Source organism: Halomicrobium sp. HArcht3-1 (assembly GCF_058933345.1).
Genome location: NZ_JBZYDM010000002.1, coordinates 402,934 through 420,129 on the forward strand (window position 1 = coordinate 402,934; position 17,196 = coordinate 420,129).

Annotated in this window: 16 protein-coding genes; 3 read left to right on the forward strand and 13 right to left on the reverse strand. The window is 66.7% G+C overall.

Annotation, left to right across the window (positions count from 1 at the left end; all coding sequences use genetic code 11):
* Nucleotides 1-40: 40 nt before the first annotated feature.
* The 7 genes from lpdA to pdhA all read right to left on the reverse strand — a co-directional run bounded on the left by lpdA (nt 41) and on the right by pdhA (nt 8,850).
* The gene (lpdA, locus tag AC5FRW_RS05125; protein WP_493567349.1) at nt 41-1,459 is read right to left on the reverse strand and encodes a dihydrolipoyl dehydrogenase; all 1,419 of its coding nucleotides are present in this window, start codon (nt 1,457-1,459) and stop codon (nt 41-43) included.
* A 44-nt stretch (nt 1,460-1,503) separates the two neighbouring features.
* On the reverse strand, nt 1,504-3,099 hold the full coding sequence (locus tag AC5FRW_RS05130; RefSeq protein WP_493567350.1) for a hypothetical protein: 1,596 nt from the start codon (nt 3,097-3,099) through the stop codon (nt 1,504-1,506).
* Entirely contained in the window at nt 3,086-3,847 is a 762-nt protein-coding gene (locus tag AC5FRW_RS05135) for an ABC transporter ATP-binding protein (RefSeq protein WP_493567351.1), read from the reverse strand. The genes AC5FRW_RS05130 and AC5FRW_RS05135 overlap by 14 nt, the downstream gene beginning before the upstream one ends.
* Nucleotides 3,848-3,933: 86 nt before the next feature.
* Nucleotides 3,934-5,046, reverse strand: coding sequence for a DUF418 domain-containing protein (locus AC5FRW_RS05140; RefSeq protein ID WP_493567352.1), 1,113 nt, complete (start codon nt 5,044-5,046; stop codon nt 3,934-3,936).
* A 76-nt stretch (nt 5,047-5,122) separates the two neighbouring features.
* The gene (locus AC5FRW_RS05145) at nt 5,123-6,742 is read right to left on the reverse strand and encodes a dihydrolipoamide acetyltransferase family protein (protein ID WP_493567353.1); all 1,620 of its coding nucleotides are present in this window, start codon (nt 6,740-6,742) and stop codon (nt 5,123-5,125) included.
* 3 nt (nt 6,743-6,745) lie between these two features.
* Nucleotides 6,746-7,747 (reverse strand): alpha-ketoacid dehydrogenase subunit beta, encoded by a 1,002-nt coding sequence (locus AC5FRW_RS05150; RefSeq protein ID WP_493567354.1) that lies wholly within the window; start codon nt 7,745-7,747, stop codon nt 6,746-6,748.
* Complete coding sequence (pdhA, locus tag AC5FRW_RS05155) at nt 7,744-8,850, reverse strand: pyruvate dehydrogenase (acetyl-transferring) E1 component subunit alpha (RefSeq protein WP_493567384.1); 1,107 nt, start codon at nt 8,848-8,850, stop codon at nt 7,744-7,746. Before pdhA ends, AC5FRW_RS05150 begins: the two co-directional genes overlap by 4 nt.
* Nucleotides 8,851-9,146: 296 nt before the next feature.
* Between pdhA and AC5FRW_RS05160 the strand changes: the two genes are divergently transcribed.
* The 3 genes from AC5FRW_RS05160 to AC5FRW_RS05170 are packed head-to-tail and all read left to right on the forward strand — an operon-like array spanning nt 9,147 to nt 12,707.
* Nucleotides 9,147-10,007: a DUF8171 family membrane protein gene (locus tag AC5FRW_RS05160; RefSeq protein WP_493567355.1), complete on the forward strand. Its 861-nt coding sequence runs from the start codon at nt 9,147-9,149 to the stop codon at nt 10,005-10,007.
* A 19-nt stretch (nt 10,008-10,026) separates the two neighbouring features.
* Nucleotides 10,027-11,751, forward strand: a complete 1,725-nt coding sequence (locus AC5FRW_RS05165) for an ABC transporter ATP-binding protein (protein ID WP_493567356.1) — start codon at nt 10,027-10,029, stop codon at nt 11,749-11,751.
* The gene (locus AC5FRW_RS05170; RefSeq protein ID WP_493567357.1) at nt 11,748-12,707 is read left to right on the forward strand and encodes an energy-coupling factor transporter transmembrane component T family protein; all 960 of its coding nucleotides are present in this window, start codon (nt 11,748-11,750) and stop codon (nt 12,705-12,707) included. Before AC5FRW_RS05165 ends, AC5FRW_RS05170 begins: the two co-directional genes overlap by 4 nt.
* 35 nt (nt 12,708-12,742) lie before the next feature.
* Here the strand turns inward: AC5FRW_RS05170 and AC5FRW_RS05175 are convergent, their stop codons facing one another.
* The 6 genes from AC5FRW_RS05175 to AC5FRW_RS05200 all read right to left on the reverse strand — a co-directional run bounded on the left by AC5FRW_RS05175 (nt 12,743) and on the right by AC5FRW_RS05200 (nt 17,170).
* On the reverse strand, nt 12,743-13,513 hold the full coding sequence (locus AC5FRW_RS05175) for a PHP domain-containing protein (protein ID WP_493567358.1): 771 nt from the start codon (nt 13,511-13,513) through the stop codon (nt 12,743-12,745).
* Nucleotides 13,513-14,259 (reverse strand): 2-phosphosulfolactate phosphatase, encoded by a 747-nt coding sequence (locus tag AC5FRW_RS05180; RefSeq protein ID WP_493567359.1) that lies wholly within the window; start codon nt 14,257-14,259, stop codon nt 13,513-13,515. The genes AC5FRW_RS05175 and AC5FRW_RS05180 overlap by 1 nt, the downstream gene beginning before the upstream one ends.
* 122 nt (nt 14,260-14,381) lie before the next feature.
* Complete coding sequence (locus tag AC5FRW_RS05185; protein WP_493567360.1) at nt 14,382-14,720, reverse strand: DUF7521 family protein; 339 nt, start codon at nt 14,718-14,720, stop codon at nt 14,382-14,384.
* A gap of 1 nt (nt 14,721) precedes the next feature.
* Nucleotides 14,722-15,066: a helix-turn-helix domain-containing protein gene (locus tag AC5FRW_RS05190; protein ID WP_493567361.1), complete on the reverse strand. Its 345-nt coding sequence runs from the start codon at nt 15,064-15,066 to the stop codon at nt 14,722-14,724.
* Between the two features lie 98 nt (nt 15,067-15,164).
* Nucleotides 15,165-16,442, reverse strand: a complete 1,278-nt coding sequence (locus AC5FRW_RS05195; RefSeq protein ID WP_493567362.1) for a hypothetical protein — start codon at nt 16,440-16,442, stop codon at nt 15,165-15,167.
* 80 nt (nt 16,443-16,522) lie between these two features.
* Nucleotides 16,523-17,170, reverse strand: a complete 648-nt coding sequence (locus AC5FRW_RS05200; RefSeq protein ID WP_493567363.1) for a DUF8054 domain-containing protein — start codon at nt 17,168-17,170, stop codon at nt 16,523-16,525.
* Between the last annotated feature and the right edge of the window lie 26 nt (nt 17,171-17,196).

A 17,196-nucleotide genomic window follows, 5' to 3' on the forward strand; every position in this document is an offset into this window, starting at 1 on the left:
AGCGACCTGCGGTCGGCGGTTCCAGCGTGCCGTCCCGCCGCTATCGCGTGTGGATCGCCGCACCCTGTGCGTCGAGTGCGGCCTCGTGGACGGCTTCGGAAAGCGTCGGGTGGGTGTGGATCGTCGATCCCAGATCCTCCAGCGTCGCGCCCATCTCGATGGCGAGACCGACCTCGGCGATCAACTCCGAGGCTTCGGGACCGACGATCTGGGCACCCAGCACGAAGCCGGTTTCGTCGTCGGCGACGAGGCGGACGAAGCCGTCTTTCGCGTCGACCGTCAGCGCGCGGCCGTTGGCTCGCATCGGCATCTGGCCGACGACGGGGTCGAAGCCGGCGTCGGCGGCCTCGGTCTCGGTCATGCCGACCGTTCCGATTTCGGGTTCGGTGAAGACCGCGGCGGGGATCGCCTGCTGGTCCATCGCCGCTGGCTCGCCCGCGATCACCTCGGCGGCGACCTCGCCTTCGGTCATGGCCTTGTGGGCCAACATCGGTTCGCCGGCCACGTCGCCGACGGCGAAGACGTGCTCGACCGCGGTGCGGGCCTGTTCGTCCGTGTCGATGACGCCGTTGTCCGTTGGCTCGATCCCGAGTGCGTCGAGACCAAGCCCGTCAGTCACGGCCTCGCGACCCACGGCGACGAGGACCTTCTCGGCGTCGAAGCGGGTCAGTTCGTCGTCTTCGTTTTTCGTGTGGACGACGATTTCGTCGCCCGACTGCTCCCACGAGTCGGCGGCCTCGCCGAAGTAGAAGTCGACCCCAAGGTCCTCGGCGCGCTCGCGGACCAGCTCGGCGATGTCGTCCTCGTAGCCCGGTAGCGCCTCGTCGAGCATCTCGACGACGGTGACCTCCGCCCCCAGTTTCTGGAACACGGTCGACAGTTCCATGCCGATGTAGCCCGCGCCGACGACGAGCAGGCGCTCGGGCACCGATTCCAGTGCCAGCGCGTCCTTCGAGGAGAGGACGTGCTCGCCGTCGAACTCGAAGCCCGGCACCGTCAGCGGACGGCTGCCCGTGGCGACGATGGCGTGCTCGAATTCGATGGATTCGGAGCCTTGCCCCTCGCCGCCGTGGGCGATCCGGGCCTCGTGTTCGCCCGCGAAGGTGGCCTCCCCCTCGATCAACTGGATACCGGCCGACTTCGCCAGTGACTCGACACCGCGCGTGAGCCGGGTGACGATACCGTCTTTCCACTCGACCATCCCGGCCATGTCCACGGCCGGGTCGGCGTAGATGCCCATGTGCTCGGCCTCGCCCGCTCGATGGGCCACGTCCGCTCCCGAGATCAACGCCTTCGACGGGATACAGCCGTGGTTCAGGCACGTCCCGCCGTAGGCATCCCGTTCGACCAGCGTCGTGTCGACACCTAACTGGGCGGCCCGAATGGCGGCCACGTAGCCGCCCGGCCCGCCACCGACGACCAACAGTTCTGTTCCGGTTGTCACGTCTCCGACGACCATACTCGTGGCTCGGTCGGCCCCGTGAAAAAGACGGCTGTCCGTTCCTACACGTCGTCCATCGTCAGCGCGTCGAACTTCCGTACGGCGTAGACGTAGCCCCCGATGCCGGTCGCCGAGATGAGTGCGAGGTAGACGACCCACCCGCCGGCAAGCACCAGCCCAATCCCGTTGTCGACGGTGAACCAGACCAGCACGAGTCCGGTGGCGACGACGGCCATCGTCCCGAAGAAGTAGCCAAGCATCGCGATGGTCGATGGGTGGGCGCGCTCGACGTTCATGTACTCGCTGCGTTCGAACTTCGGGACGACTGCGCCGATGCCGAGTGCCGTCCCGGCGGCCCCAAACAGGAGGACGGGCGTCAGGAGCGTCCGGCCGAGCACGCGCAGCGGTGCATCGCCGAGGACGCCGAGGGGAAGGCCGATGCCGACGGCGACGATGCCGCCAAGCAGGACGCCGCCCAGCACCCGCCCGCGCAGGAGGTGGCGCGTCGAGGCCGTACTCGTCAGCAGCAGTGGCAACTGATCACGGTCGTCGCCCATCGGATTCAGGCAGTAGGTCGCACCCGACAGCGTCGCGCCGGCGACCACCGCCGCGCCCGGCCCGAGCGAGGTCAGCAGACTGGGCTGGGTGACGAAACTGCCCACGAAGGCGAGGCCGCCGAACAGCACCATCGTGAGGTGGCTGACGAGTTTGGGGTTGCGCCGCGTCCGCAGGAGGTAGCGCCACGCGATCCGGGTCGAGAGCGTCGCCGTGAGCGGTCGCGGGACGCGTTTGCTTCGAGTGCGCTGGTCACCGGACTGGTCGCCCCGATCGTCGAACAGCAGCGCGGCCTCGATCCGGAGCGTCGCCGCCAGCGCGACCGGGATCGACAGGAGCGTTCCGAGGACGACGACGATCCCGAGCGGTCGCGGTGTCGCACCGAGCGGTGCGGCGGCGACGCTGGCGTAGGCCTGGAGTGGCGCACCCGGCAGCAGCGCCGACAGCGAGGCCGACGGTGTGTCGCTCGCACCGACCAGCGCTGGGATGGCGGCCTGAAAGCCGACGAAGACGCCCCCGACGACGACGATCATGGCGACCGCCTTCGCCCACGCCGACAGTCGCGAGAGCACGCCGAGATAGCGGATTGTCGCACCGAGCGTCCGCCCGATCAGGAGCCCGGCGAGGACGAGTGGGAGCGCCGCCAGGACGACGAGCAGTGCCGGCAGTGGCGACCCGGCCCCGAACGTCACCATGCCGAGCAGTACGACCGCTGGGAGGAGGGCGAACGCCACCGCCTGCAGCGTCTCGCTGGTGAACCGACCCACGACGACCGCTTCGGGTGGGATCGACGTGCGCACCAGCGGGCCGACCGCGCCAACGCGGGTCTGATTGATCGCCGTCGCGGCCCCGAAGTACAGGCCGACCGTGAACGCGCCGATCAGGACCGTCCCGAAGCGTGCCAGTGGCGGATCGCCGCCGACGAGACCCGCGCCGAAGGCAAGCACCGGCGAGAGGAAGGTCAGCGGGAAAAACAGGCCAAAGGAGAGCATTCCGACGACGACGCCGATCAGTTGCCGGCGGTTGCCGGCGATCCGGCGGACCTGTGCCCGGAGTTCGGTGTGGGCAAGCACCGCGCCGTCGCGCAGATCACTCCGCTGCATAGACCTCCTCTGGGTCGCTGGTCAGCGCGAGGAAGGCGTCTTCGAGGTCGGCGTCGCCCTCGCCCTCGACCGAGCCGATCAGATCACTGGGTGGCCCCTCGGCGACGAGGCTGCCGTCGTGGAGCACGCCCACCTCGTCCGCGATCTCCTCGACGACGGGGAGGATGTGCGTCGAGAGGAAGACCGTCGTGTCCTCGGCCGCCAGATCGACGATCAACTCCCGCAGCGTCTTGGCCGCTCTGGGGTCCAGCCCGGACGTAGGTTCGTCGAGGAAGACCACGGCCGGGTCGTGCTGGACGGCCTGCACGAAGGCGGTCTTCTGGCGCATTCCCTTCGAGTAGCCGTCGATCCGCCGGTCCAGGTCCTCGGTCAGTCCGAGGTCGTCGCACAGCCCCAGTGCCCGGTCTGCGACCTGGTCGAAGGGAATCGCTCGCAGGTCGGCGGCGAACGACAGTTGCTCGCGCCCGGTCAGTTCCTCGTACAGCGGTGGCTCCTCGGGCAACAGGCCGATCTGGTCGACCAGTGCGCGCCGGTCGCTGCTGTCGACCCCGGCGACCGTGGCGTGGCCGTCGCTCGGTTCGACGAGTCCGGTCAGCATCCGCATCGTCGTGGTCTTGCCAGCCCCGTTGGGACCGAGAAAGCCGTAGACGACGCCGGTCGGAACGGCCAGCGCGAGGTCGGCGACCGCCGTCGTCTCGCCGTAGCGCTTGGTCAGTCCGTCGGTGGCGATGGCTGGGGACCCTGTCATGCACGAACCGTCGGACATCGCCACCGAAAACCTTGGGATCGGATGACGATGCGGGTCGCCGGAACGGGCGACCGCTGGACGGGCCGTCACCTGCCGCTATCGAACCGGCCGGACAGTCGGATGTCCGAGAACACCCGCAGTAGCCACTCCAGTGGCCCCCGCTGGAACCGCTGGCGCCACCAGTGGGAACAGAGCACTGCGACCGCCGAGAACAGCAACGCGCTCGCCAGTGCGAACTGTGGTGACTGATCCGTGAGTCGCCCGATTACTTCGAGCGTCCCCATCCCGACGACGACGTGTGCGACGTACAGCGTCAGGGCCAGTTGCCCCGTCGCGATGAACGGTTGGAGCCAGTCCGCATCGGAATATTGCTTGCCGAGTCCGATACACGCCGCGATGACGACGGTGGCGACGCTCGCGCCCGCCACGACGTAGAGTGGTGACGGTGGCATGGGTTCCGTGTCCAAGAGGGCGACAACGACTTCCTGTGCGGTCGGCGACAGGCGCGCCGCGAGCACCTCGGTGACGAGCCACGAGACCGATTCCGTGATCAGTGCCACGCCCAGTCCCAACGTCGCGACGCGTCTTCGGACGGCCGCGTCCCGGAGATTTAGCCGCGCCAGAAACATGCCGTAGACGAGAAACGCCGCCCACGGAAACACCGGGTGGAAGCCGTTGAAAAACAGGTGGCGTAGCATGCCACGCGGCGTCCAGAAGCCCGAGTACGTCAACGTCGTGAAATTCCAGCCGGCCTCGTAGTCGAAGACGAACAGCAAGGCCACGAACCCGAGCGTCAGGACCGCCGCGATGGCCCACAGCCACCGGTTCGAAGCCGAGATCACGAATGCGCCGATGACGAAGTAGAGCGCGTAGAAGTGCAAGATGTCGGCCGGCCAGATCGGTGTGTACAGCAACCCGACGATCAAGAGAAGCAGGGCGCGCTTCAGCAGGACGGCGCGTTTCTCGCCTAACTGGTCGCTATCGTCGCGCACCCGGGCGCTGTCCGTATAGAGCGTGATCCCCGCACCGGCCAGCACCACGAACAATGCGGCGGCCCGGCCGTGAAACAGCTGTGAGACTGTCAGCGTCCAGTGGGGACCGTTCGCGTTTGCGCCCATGACGAGTTCGAAATTGACGATGACCATCCCGATGACTGCCACTGATCGGGCCACGTCGTAGCCGACGATACGATCCGTCATCGGCCGGAGAGAGACGAAATTGCAGTATATCAGTTTCGGAGATATCACCAGACGACAGCACCGGACTGCTCGATCCCTACTCCAGCAACAGCAGGCTCGGCTCTGCCAGATACTCCTTGAGCGTGTTGACAAATCGGGCGGCGTCGGCCCCGTCGATCACGCGGTGGTCGATCGCAAGCGACAGCGGGAGGGTCTGCTTCGCGACGACCTCGCCGTCTGTCGCTACCGCACGCTCTTTCAGCGCGCCGGTCCCCAGAATCGCCGTCTGGGGGACGTTGATGATCGGGTCGGCGTACTCGCCGCCGATCGCGCCGAAGTTGGTGAGCGTGAAGGTCCCGCCCTGCATCTCCGACCGATCGAGGTCGCGGTCGCGCGCCCGAGCGACGAGGTCGTTCACCTCGCGAGCGAGTTCGAGTAGCCCTTTCTCGCCGACGTTCTCGACGACCGGGACGACGAGACCGTGATCGGTCGCCGCCGCCACGCCGATGTGCACGTCGTCGTGGTAGACGATCTCCTCGTTCTCGCTGTCTAGTTCAGTGTTCAGAATTGGATGTTCCGAGAGCGCCGCCGCGACGCACTTCAGCAGGAGCGGGGTGTAGGTCAGGTCGACACCGCGCTCCTCGGCCAGCGGTTCGAGGCGCTCGTGGGCGGCGACCAGTCCCTCGACGACGGCCCGGTCGTGATGGGTCGCGTGGGGCACCTCGCGGCGTGACTGGGCCATCCGCTGGCCGATGGTCCGGCGCGTGCCCCGGTACGGTTCACGCCGCGGGCCGGCGGACTCGTCGACGGCCGACTCGTCCGTGATCGCCGGCTCGGTCTCGGTCGTCTCGGCGACGGCGGCCTCGCTGTCGCCCGGTTCGGCCGCCCGTGCATCGGCGAACGCCCGCACCGCTGCTTCGTCGACGTACGGCTGACCGTCCCGCATCTCGTCGGTCGGGACGGCGTCGATGTCGACCCCGAGGTCGGCGGCCAGCTTTCTGGTTGCCGGCGTCGCCAGCGTCTGGTCGCGCTCGGCCGCGCTGTCGACCGTCGAGACCGCGGATTCGACGGCTGTCGGTTCCGAGTTGGCCGTGTCCTCGGTCTCGACGCGGCTGACGGCGGATTTGAGCTGTGACTCGCTCTCGTCGTCGCCGACGCGTGAGACGGCGGACTTGATCTGTGGCTCGTCGCCGTCGTCCTCGTTTTCGTCGCCTCGTTGCTCGTCGGCCGCACGGCTCGCGGCCCCTTCCTCGCTGCGCTCGTCACGCGCCGTGCGCACGTCGCCCTCGGTGATCCGACCGCTCGGGCCGGACCCTGCGACGGTCGTGATATCGACGCCGAGTTCGCGGGCCAGTCGGCGGACCGTCGGCGGAGCGAAGACCCGGCCGCCCGTCGCGGACGTGTCCGTGTCGTCTTCGGCGACCGCTGTCTCCGATACGTCGGTTTCGTCGTCGCTCGCACTCTCTCCAGATTCGCGCTGCTCATCTGGCGCAATACTCACGATCACCGCGCCGGTCTCGACCACGTCGCCGGGATCGTAGTGGAGTTCGCGGACGACGCCGCCGACCGGTGAGGGCACGTCGACGGCGGCTTTGTCGGTCTCGACTTCCGCCAGCACCTGATCTTCCTCGACGCGGTCGCCGACGGCGACGTGCCACTCCAGAATCTCCCCCTCGGCGACGCCTTCGCCGAGGTCGGGGAGTTCGAAATCGAACATGGGCTAAAACTCGACGGCGTCCGTGATACCGTCTTTGATACGGGCAGGTTCGGGGAGGTAGTAGTCCTCCAGCGCGTACAGCGGGAACGGGGTGTCGAAGCCGGTCACCCGCTGGATCGGCGCTTTCTGATACAGCAGTGCCTCCTCCTGCAGGGTCGCGGCGATTTCGCCGGCGAGTCCCCCTGTCTTGGGCGCTTCGTGGACGACGACGGCCCGCCCTGTCTGCTCGAAGCTCTCGACGACGGTGTCGGTGTCCATCGGCGAGAGCGTACGGAGGTCGATCACCTCCGCGTCCACGTCGGGAGCCAGTTCCTCGGCCGCTTGGAGGGTCGGGCGGGTCATCGCGCCCCACGTGACGACGGTCACGTCCGATCCCTCGCGGCGGACGGCGGCCTCGCCCAGCGGGACGGTGTAGGTGTCGGACTGCACGTCGTCGCGGAAGGCCCGGTAGATCAGTTTGGGTTCGAGGAAGACGACGGGGTCGGGGTCACGGATCGCCGCCGCGAGCAGCCCCTTCGCGTCGCTGGGCGTCGAGGGGACGACCACCTTCAGGCCCGGCTCGTGAACGTAGAAGGCCTCCTTGGACTCGGAGTGGTGTTCCGGTGCGCGGATGCCACCGCCGTAGGGCGCGCGGACGGTCATCGAGCAGGTGAATCGCCCTCGACTTCGGGTGCGTAGGCGGGCGGCGTGCGAGACGAGCTGGTCGAAGGCGGGGTACATGAACCCGGAGAACTGCATCTCGGGGACCGGTCGCAGGCCGTGGGCGGCCATCCCGACGGCGGTGCCGATGATCCCTGACTCCGCCAGTGGTGTGTCGATCACGCGATCCGGTCCGAACTCCTCGATCAGGCCCTGTGTAGCCCGGAACACGCCGCCGTTCTCGCCCACGTCCTCGCCCATGACGAGCACGTCCTCGTCCCGTTCGAGTTCGCCGTACAGCCCGTCTCTGACCGCCTGCACGAGCGTCAGACTCTGCGTGTCGGGGCCACTGCGCTGGGTGCTCATTCCAGTAGCACCTCGTCACCGTGGCGGTCGCGAAGCCGTTCGAGGTAGTCGAGTTGGTCGTGCAGGCGGTGGGGCATCTCCGCGTAGACGTGGGCGAACATCTCCTCGGGGTCGGGTCGCTCGTAGGACTCGGCCGTGTCGATGGCCGCTGCGACTTCGTCGGCGATGGACTGTTCGATGGCGTCGACCCGTTCGTCGTCGAGCAGGCCCCGGTCACGGAGGAACCGCTCCATGCGCGGGATGGGGTCTTTCCGCCGCCACTGTTCGACCTCCTCCTCGGTGCGATACACGGACGGGTCGTCCGCGGTCGTGTGTGCGCCAAAGCGATACTGGACGGCCTCGATCATCGTCGGGCGCAGTTCGTTCTCGCCGGGATCGCGCGCCTTCGCGACGGCCTCGCTCGTCACCTGATACACCGCCAGTGGGTCCATCCCGTCGACCTGTACGCCGTCGAAGCCGTAGCCCTCCGCCTTCTGGGCCAGCGTGGCGCTTGCGGTCTGGCGCTCTCTGGGCACCGAGATGGCCCACTGATTGTTGTTGCAAAAGAAGACGGTCGGGGTGTCGAACACGCCCGCGAAGTTCAGCCCTTCGTGGAAGTCTCCCTCACTGGTCGCGCCGTCGCCGAAGTAGGTCAGGTGGACCGTCTCCTTGTCTCGGAGTTTGTCGGCCCACGCCGCCCCCGTCGCGTGGGGGATCTGTGTCGCGATGGGGACCGCAAGCGCGAAGGCGGCGACGCCCTCGGGCGGGTCGTTGCCGGCTTCCGATCCCATCCAGTACAGGAGGATCTGATCCAGCGGCCAGCCGTGGGCGTACAGCGCGGCGTGTTCCCGATAGCTCGGGAACATCCAGTCGTCGTCGGCCAGTGCGTGGGCGCTCGCGACCTGTGCGCCCTCCTGCCCGGCCATCGGTGGGTAGGTTCCCATCCGGCCCTGTCGCTGGAGACTCACCGCGCGCTGGTCGAAGTGACGGCCGAGCTTCATTTCCCGGTAGAGTGCGACCAGCTCGTCGTCGGTCAGGTCGGGCACCGTCGCGCCCTCACGGACCTGCCCGTCCTCGTCGAGTATCTGTACCTGATCGGCCGGGTCGCGGTGGAGGACGCTCAGCGTGACCACCTGCCCTGGTGTGTCATACGTTAGTCCTTGGCTCGCCGATGGCTTAGGGTTTTTGCGGCGTTATACTGCCCCGGGCGATATTACTGTAAAACATCGCCCTCGAAGGAATCGTCTCTGGACGAGCGCCCGGCGTTCGCTGGTCGTTCCGGGTCCCACGCCCGCGAGTCCGTACCTCTCGGTTCACTTACTTTTCGGCAAGAGTACTACGACCAGCTATACAGGCGCTCAGGGCGCTACGGACCCCTCATACCAACGAATATGATGGCTGTCAGTGTTCGATCCCCTGTATGTCCACATCAGTGGCAGACGCGAACGAGGGTGGTGTGTTCAGTTTCAGCCACAGGGACATGATGGCGTTTATCCTCATCATGTCGCTGCACGGGCTGCAGAGTATGATCACGGAACTCTTGCCGGAGTTCTCGGTGGCGGGACTCGGCGTCGAAATCGGACCGTTCTGGTTCGTCGCGATGTCCGTCGTCCTGCTCTTTCGCTCGTTCTGGGCGTGTCTGGCGATCCCGATGGGTGGTATCGTCTTCGGTGAGATCCTGATCGGCGACTTCAGTGCCCTGGGCGCGATCGAGGGTCTCGTCGTCATCACAGCCTCGTGGTTCTTCGTCATGGCGCTGGTGACAAACCCGAAGAACCCAAAACAGATCGCGGCGCTGGGCTTTCTCGCGAAGGCGATGGAGGAGACCGCCGCGTGGTTTATCGACGTGGGGAAGTTCTACGTCGGCGTCGAGGAACTCGAAGCGATCCAGTGGCTCCCCGAGACGGTCTGGGCGACAGAGGGGATGGGCGCGCTCGTCCAGATCATCGTCGCCGGCCTGATCTTCGGTGCGATCCCGACGCTGTACCTCTACCCGCGCCTGCGCGGGAAGATCGAACCGCTGCTCGGGATGAGTTCGATCGAGGGACGGGACGGGCCGATGTTCGATCGGTCGGCGGCCAAGCGACTCCTCGCGTGGTTCGCACTGCTGCCGGTGGCGTTCGGCTTCGAGACGCTGAGCGAGACCAGCGGTGGTCTCGTCGTCTTCGAACCCGAGTTCGTCGAGGTCTACGGGCAAGTGTTCCTGCTCGTGCCGATCGTCGTCGCCGCGCTTCTTGCCTTTGGCGTCGTCTACTACCGACAGCAGCAGGCACAGGCCTGAGATCATCGACTGATTCTTCATGAGTGATACTCGCATCGCCGTCGACGAGTTGACGTTCCGATACCCCGGTACTGACGAGGCCGTTCTTCGCAACGTCTCGGTCGAGATCGAAGCCGGAGAGTTCACGGCGATCGTCGGCGGCAACGGCAGCGGCAAGACGACACTGTGTAAGGCGTTCAACGGTATTATCCCCCACTTCTTCGAGGGTCAGTTCGACGGGTCCGTGACCGTTACCGGCACGGACACGCGCGGGTCAGACGTGGCGGAACTGTCGACTCACGTGGGCTACGTGTTTCAGGACTTCGAGAACCAGCTGGTCCAGTCGACAGTCCGGGACGACGTTGAGTTCGCCCCGCTGAACCACGGGCTCGACGATTACGAGGAACGGGCCACGCGGGCCTTGGAGACGGTCGGTCTCGAACACCTCGACGACCGATTCATCTGGGAACTGTCCGGCGGCCAGCAACACCTCGTCGCGCTCGCGAGCGTCCTCGCGATGGACCCCGAGTTCGTGATCGTCGACGAACCGGCGGCCCAGCTCGATCCGATCAACGCCCGCGAGGCCTACGAGCAACTCCAGTGGCTCCACGAGGAGCAGGACAAGACTGTCATCGTCATCGAACACCACTCCGAGTTCATCGCGGACTACTGCGAGGAGATGGTGCTGGTTTCGGACGGTGGCGTCGCCTGGAAAGAACCGGTCGAGGTCGGACTCAATCGACTCGACGACCTGCTGGCCCACGACATCCACCCGCCGCAGGTCACCCAGATCGCCGATGCCCTCCCAGACGATCGCGGGACGCTCCCCGACGGGCGCTATCCCGTCACCGTCGACGAGGCTACAGAAGCGTTCGCCCCATCGACCAAACGGATCGACGATGGCCGGCCGGTCGCCGACGGCCGTGGCGCTGGCGCTGGCGCCGCGACCGACGAGGCGCTGGTCACACTGTCGAACGTCGGCCACGGGTACCCGACACTACGCGAGGGGCACAAACAGGTGCTCGACGGGCTCGACCTGGAGCTGTATCGGGGTGATCGAGTCGCGCTCGTCGGCGCGAACGGCGCTGGGAAGTCGACGCTCCTGCGGTTGATCACCGGCCTCGAATCCCCCGACGAGGGGAGCGTAACTGTTCTGGGTCGAGACACCAGCGCGACTTTGCCCGAGGAGCTGGCCAACGAGACCGTCTACATCCACCAGAACCCCGAGGAGATGTTCGTCGAGGACACCGTCCGGAAGGATGTGGGCTACTACCTCCGCAACCGCGGCGCAGAGAACGTCGGGGAGCGTGTCGACGATATTCTCGCGTATCTCGATCTCGAACACCTCGCCGACCGGGACGGTCGACTGTTGAGCCTCGGCCAGCAGCGTCGGGCCTCCCTGGGGATCGGACTGGCGACGGACCCGACGGTCGTGTTGCTCGACGAGCCCACTGGGAGTCTCGATCTCCAGAGCCGCAAAGAGGTGACTGGGATGCTCCGGAAAGCCGAGAGCCACGTCGAGACGGTCGTCATCGCGTCCCACGACCTCCAGCTGGTGGCGTCGTGGGCCGACCGGGTGATCGTGATGGACGGTGGCGCGATCATCGCGGACGAACCCCCCGGATCGGTGTTCTCGAACCCCGAACTGCTCGCTCGGACGGATCTGCGACCGCCTCAGGTGGTCGAACTGAGCGACCGCCTCGGGTTCGAGTCCCCTGCACTGACCACCGACGCGCTGGTCGAGCGACTGACGGAGGCACGATGAGCTACGTCGATTCGTTGACGAACATCTCGATCGCCGACATCAAGGTCGATCTGATGCGGACCGCCTACGACAACGACCGGGCGCTGTTGAACACGTTCGACCCACGGGTCGTCCTGCTGTGGAGCGTCCTCTTCATGATCGTCCCCTGGCTGTTCTACGACACTGCTCCACTGGCCGTCCTGCTGGCGGCTACGTTCGTCCTCGCGGCGCTCTCGCAGGTCAGCAAGTACTTGCTGGCGCTGCTCCTCTTTGGCCAGCTCACCAACGTCGGCTTCTTCGTCGTGCTGGTGCCGCTGATGGGCGGACTCGTCGAGGCGTTCGGGTATCTGGGTGCCAACACCGACCGTGTGATCCAGGGCGTGCTCGCGCTGGACGCGTCGGTGCTGGGCGAGGTCCTCGCCATCGTCGGGACGGCCGCCGGGCAGGGGATCCAGACGGCCCTGACGAGTCAGGAGGTCGGGATCGACGCCGTCGGTGCCGTCGTCCCCTTCTTCCTGAAACTGACGATCATTTCGGTCATCAGCCTCGCCGTCTTCTCGGCGATGAGTCCCCAGAAGATCAGCCAGGGCCTGCTCAGACTCGGGGTCCCGCGACAGCTCACCTTCGCGATCACCTACGGCTATCGGATGATGCCACTGCTGGTCGAGGAGTACCACGCGCTAATCAACTCCTTCCGGCTCCGCAGCAAAGTCCCCGAACAGAAGGGGTTCCTGAAGTGGCGCTACTACAAGTACCTCGTCGTCCTGTCGGCGAAGGCGTTCTACCCGCTGATCTTCAACGTCGCCAAGCGGGCCCGCGTCACTGTCGAAGCGATGGAGACCAAGGGGTTCTCGCGGTCGCTGGGCGATCCGGAGAGTCAGGCGCTCCGGACCGGCCACATGATGATCGCCCCGAGAGACGTGTCGTTCGTCTTCGGGTCGTTGCTGTTCGTCGCGCTGGTCTGGATCGTCTTCTGACTGGCGCTGTCTCGCCGGTCTCCTGAACGACCCCGTTACTCGACAAGCGCGTCGATCCCGACGATTTCGAGATCCCGCTCCGTGACGACTTCGCGCATCGCTGGCACGCGCTCCTCGATCTCGATCGGTGCGTGGCTGTCCGTGCCCAGCACGAATCCCACGTCGTACTCACGGAACACGTCGAACATGGCGGGATCGGGGTGGACGCGGCCGAGTGAGCGGTGGACGCGGCCGGCGTTGACCTCCGGGACGGTCGTCGAATCGGCCAGTGCCGCCGCCACGCGCTCGTAATCGGTGCGGGTGGTGTGACGCCGCAGCGGGGCCATCCGCTCGGGCAGATCCAGATGGCCCAGCACGTCGAACAGCTCGGATTCGATCAGCGCGACGACGGCGTCGTAGTAGCGTTCGACGGCCGCTCGCCGTTGTTCGGTGTCCGCGTCGGCGTACTGGCTGGCGCTCGTGTAGTCGTACGGGCCGGCGAAGTGGACGCTGCCGATGGTGTACGCGAAGCCTGCCTCGTCGAGGAAGGCGGCGATGGCGTCCTCGTCGTCCGCGACGTAGCTCATCTCGGCGGCGTCGTACAGTCGCAGGCCGGTCTGCTCGCGGGCCGCGTCGATCACGTCGCGGCGCCGCTCGTAGGTCTCGACCAGATCGTACTGCGCCCGTCGGCCGAAACTGTCGTCGGTGACGATGCAATGGTCGGTGATTCCGAGACCGTCGAGGTCGGCGCGTTCGGCGGCCGCGATCATCGTGTCGAGGTCGGAGCCGTCGGAGAACGTCGTGTGGGTGTGAACGTCGGTCGGCATTAGTTGGGTGTCTCGCCGCTGACATCGTAGAGCCGCTGTCCCTCGAGTTTGGGGACCACGTCGCGGCTGTCGAACGCGAGCGTATACTCGTAGAGGTCCGTCCGCTTGATCTGGGGCTTGTGTTCGTATTTGGGCCCCTTGCCGAATGTCACGACCTCGCGGTAGGTCTCGCGGCGCTCGTCAGTCGGTGGTCGATTATGGAGGTGACGGGCAATAAACAGCGCGCCGACCGTGTCCTCCGGCGAGGGCTTGCCGTTCGACCCCGCGGCGACGAAGTAGGTGTCGCGCTCGCTCTCCCGGAGGTACTCGGCGACGGCCTGCCCGTTGGTGAGGCCGCCGACGTACACGTCCACGTCGTCGCCGCCGGCGAGTCGGAGGTCCGTCACGGCGTTGCCTCCGTTGGTGGAGGTCATCGCTGTTGGCCGACCGGCCACGTCCACGTCCTGGACGAAGCTCGGGGAGTTGAAGAAGTCGTAGTCGTCCCACCCTTCGTAGTCGTCGCCGGAGCCGCCGCCGATCCTCGCTCGCGGGTGTTCCTCCCTGAAGTCCGGTTCGTTGCCGCGCTCCTCGGTGATGTAGATGTACTCCGCACCGTTGGCGAACAGTTCGGGGACCGTCGTCGAGAACTGCGCCACGTCGATCACGACGTAGTTCCCCGGGGCAGGGTCTTCGGGAATGTGGGGTCGCGCGGGGATGATCCGTTCGAGCAACGTCGATTCGAATTCGCTGTTCGCGAGAACACTCATACCGAACGATCGACAGTCTGGTGTAAGAAGCTCGCTAAGTGGAATATATCGACGACTGGTCTGCTACCGACTGCTATGTACCCGAAACGGGGTCGATCGTTGCTCCGCCCGCTGGTGTCCTGTCACTCCGTGGAGCCGTTGTCCGATCGCGTCAGGTGCAGGGAGTAGGCGATACACAGCAGGCCCGAAAGCTGGAGCAGGCGCACGACGAGACGGAAGTAGTCCTGGTACAGTAGTGGGAGCCGGCCGACCCGTAACAGTGCGGTCCCGGAGAAGGCGACGACGTAGGCGACGCCAAAGAGCAGGACCATCCCGACGGAGAGATAGCGCATCGGGGCGCTGTCGTGTCGGCGCAGGCCACGATATGCCTGATAGCCGATGTACAGCCCCACCGCCGAGGCTACCGCCGCGGCGGCCGTCGCCGCCAGCCCGACGGTCGTGAAGCCGGAGAACACCTCCATCTCAGAACTCCTCCCACAGCCGGGTGAGCCGGTCGGCCACGTCGTCGCCTCGCCGATCGAGGTCGAAGGTCAGGTCGCCGTCCCGAAGCCTGATCGACACCTCGTCGAGTGTCGCCGTGTAGACGGTGTCGTGGTGGCCGTCGGCGCGGGGGCGCGTCCGTTCGGCGACGAGGTCGGCGTCGGTCAGCCGATCGAGGCGACGATAGACCGTCGCCTGGGACACGTCACAGCGGTCGCTCAGTTCCTTCGCGCTCAGCGGCTCGACGCTCGTCGCCGTGAGGATGGTCCTGACGTGCGCGTCGTCGAGGAGATCGAGTAGCGTCGCAAGCGCCGGCTCGTCGGACACGCCCGTCTCGTCGGGTGCCTGTGGCATAAGTATCTGTGTGCTGTCGTCTCGGGTGTGTTCGGCCGCACGGCCAGCCTTCGACAGGCGGTGGTATCCGGTCATGAGAGATCGTAGGTAAACAGTGTCTTGCTCCCGTCTTCCTCTGGGTGTCTGTAGACGAGTCGAACGGTCCCGTCCTGCTGGGCCGCTGCCGTCGAGACCGTCAGCGACTCGCCCGGCTCCATGCGGTCGCCCAGTTCCTGTGTGTCGACGCTTTGCCGGTCTTCGCTCAGGCCGGCGATCCAGAGCCAGTCTGTTCGGACTGGATCACCAGCCTCGTGGCGGATGGTCAGACGCTCGGCCGTGGCGTCGTGGCTCGCGCTCCACGTGACGAACGGCGTCACGAGCGCCGTCTCCGTCGCCGACCGAAACGTCGACCGTCCCAGTTGCATCTCGATGGTGGCGACTCGGCCGTCGACCGACACGTCGACTGCCGAGGCGTCCGAGGCTCTGGGTAGCCCCACCCGGCTTTCGGCTTTGAGCGCCGTCTTCACTTTTCCTGCCGTCAGATCGAACGACGGCGGAAACACCCACGTCTGGACGAGATACGCCGTCTCTCCGCGGTGATCGAAGCTGGTCGCCCAGCCGACGGTGTCTTCGCGGATGCCGCCACCGGTCGCGTGGCCGACCCCGCTCGGCCAGAGCCACGCCCAGCGGCGAAGGCCGGCGCTGTCGGTGAGCGCGGCGAAGTCGTCGTCCCGTTCGTGGAGTCGCGGGGCCTCGCCGCGACCGGCCGCCACGACCGCGTCGATGGTCTCGCGAGCGTGCGGGTCGTCTGCGAACACCAGTCCGTTCTCGAACACGGCGACCGAGCGGGAAACGTCCGAGCGTGTGTACAGGGCAGGATGTGTGTCGCTTTCCGCGGGTTCGTACGGTGTCTGTTCGACCGTCTCCCTGACCGCCGGCTGATCCACGTCGCCCAGCAGGACCGCGCCGCCCGATTCGTCGCCGAAGCCGGTCGCGAAGGCCACGTCCACGTCGTCGATGTCGACGCCCACGTAATCCGCGCGAACGGTGATCAGCGACCGCGCGATACTGGCTCTGGTCCACGCCGGTGCGTCGGCCGGTGGCGGCGCGTACACCATCACGTCCTCGCTGTTTCCCGCGGGATCGTCTCCATCGCCGTCGCTGCCGGGCAACGCCGACGGCGCGGGGAGCCAGTTCCGATAGGTCGGCGTTCGCGCGTCCGGCGCGTCGACAGCGCCGTACCTGACCGCCGATCCCAGCGGTGGCAGACCGGAACAGCCAGCCGAGAGCGCCAGCGCGCCGGTCGCGAGTGCTGTGCCCCCCGAACGCAGCAGTTCCCGACGTGTGTGTCTGTGGTCGTCGAATGGCATCTACCCTGTACGTGGCTGCCAGCCATGCTAAAACAAGCTGCCAGTCGACAACCGGTGCAGACCACCGAAGCGTTTATACCCTATTCGTCGGCCTCGACGCTCGGGACCGTCGCCACGACCGCGCCACAGTCCTCACAGGTCAGGGCGACTCCCGCTGTCCCGTCGTCGGTCCGGTCGACGAACGCCAGCGCGCCGTCGCAGCTCGGACACCGTTCGAGGCAGATCACCAGTCGTGGTGCCAGTTCTGCGCGCGCTTCCTCCGGGAGGTCGGCCAGTCGTTCCTCGTCGACCCACTCCCTGACGGTCGGTTCGGCGGCGATTGCCGCCACGAAGCCCGCTTCGGAGTGCCACGCACCGACCGTCTCGCCGTCGTGAGCGACGACGAAGCGGTCGGCGTCGCTCCGCACGGTGATCTCGTCGGGATCGATCCCGCGGGCGGCCGCCAACCACTTCAGCGCACGGTCGCCCCCGCGCAACTGCTCGATCCGCTCGGAGAGCGCCCGCTCGAAGGCGTCTGTCAGCCGCACGTCGGTGCCATCGGGCGTCTCTTCGAGGACATCTGCCGAGCGCAGGAGTGCCTCGACGGTCGGCGTATCGTCCGTCTCGTCCGGTCGGTCAGCGCTTCGTCTGTCGATGCTCGCCCATCGCAGTGACGGACAATAAATCGTGTGCTGGCAGTGTTTCTCGGCTCCGTTCTGGTATCGCTGGAGGTGGCCGGTGTCTGCCACCGACAGTCCACGACCGTGGCGACGGC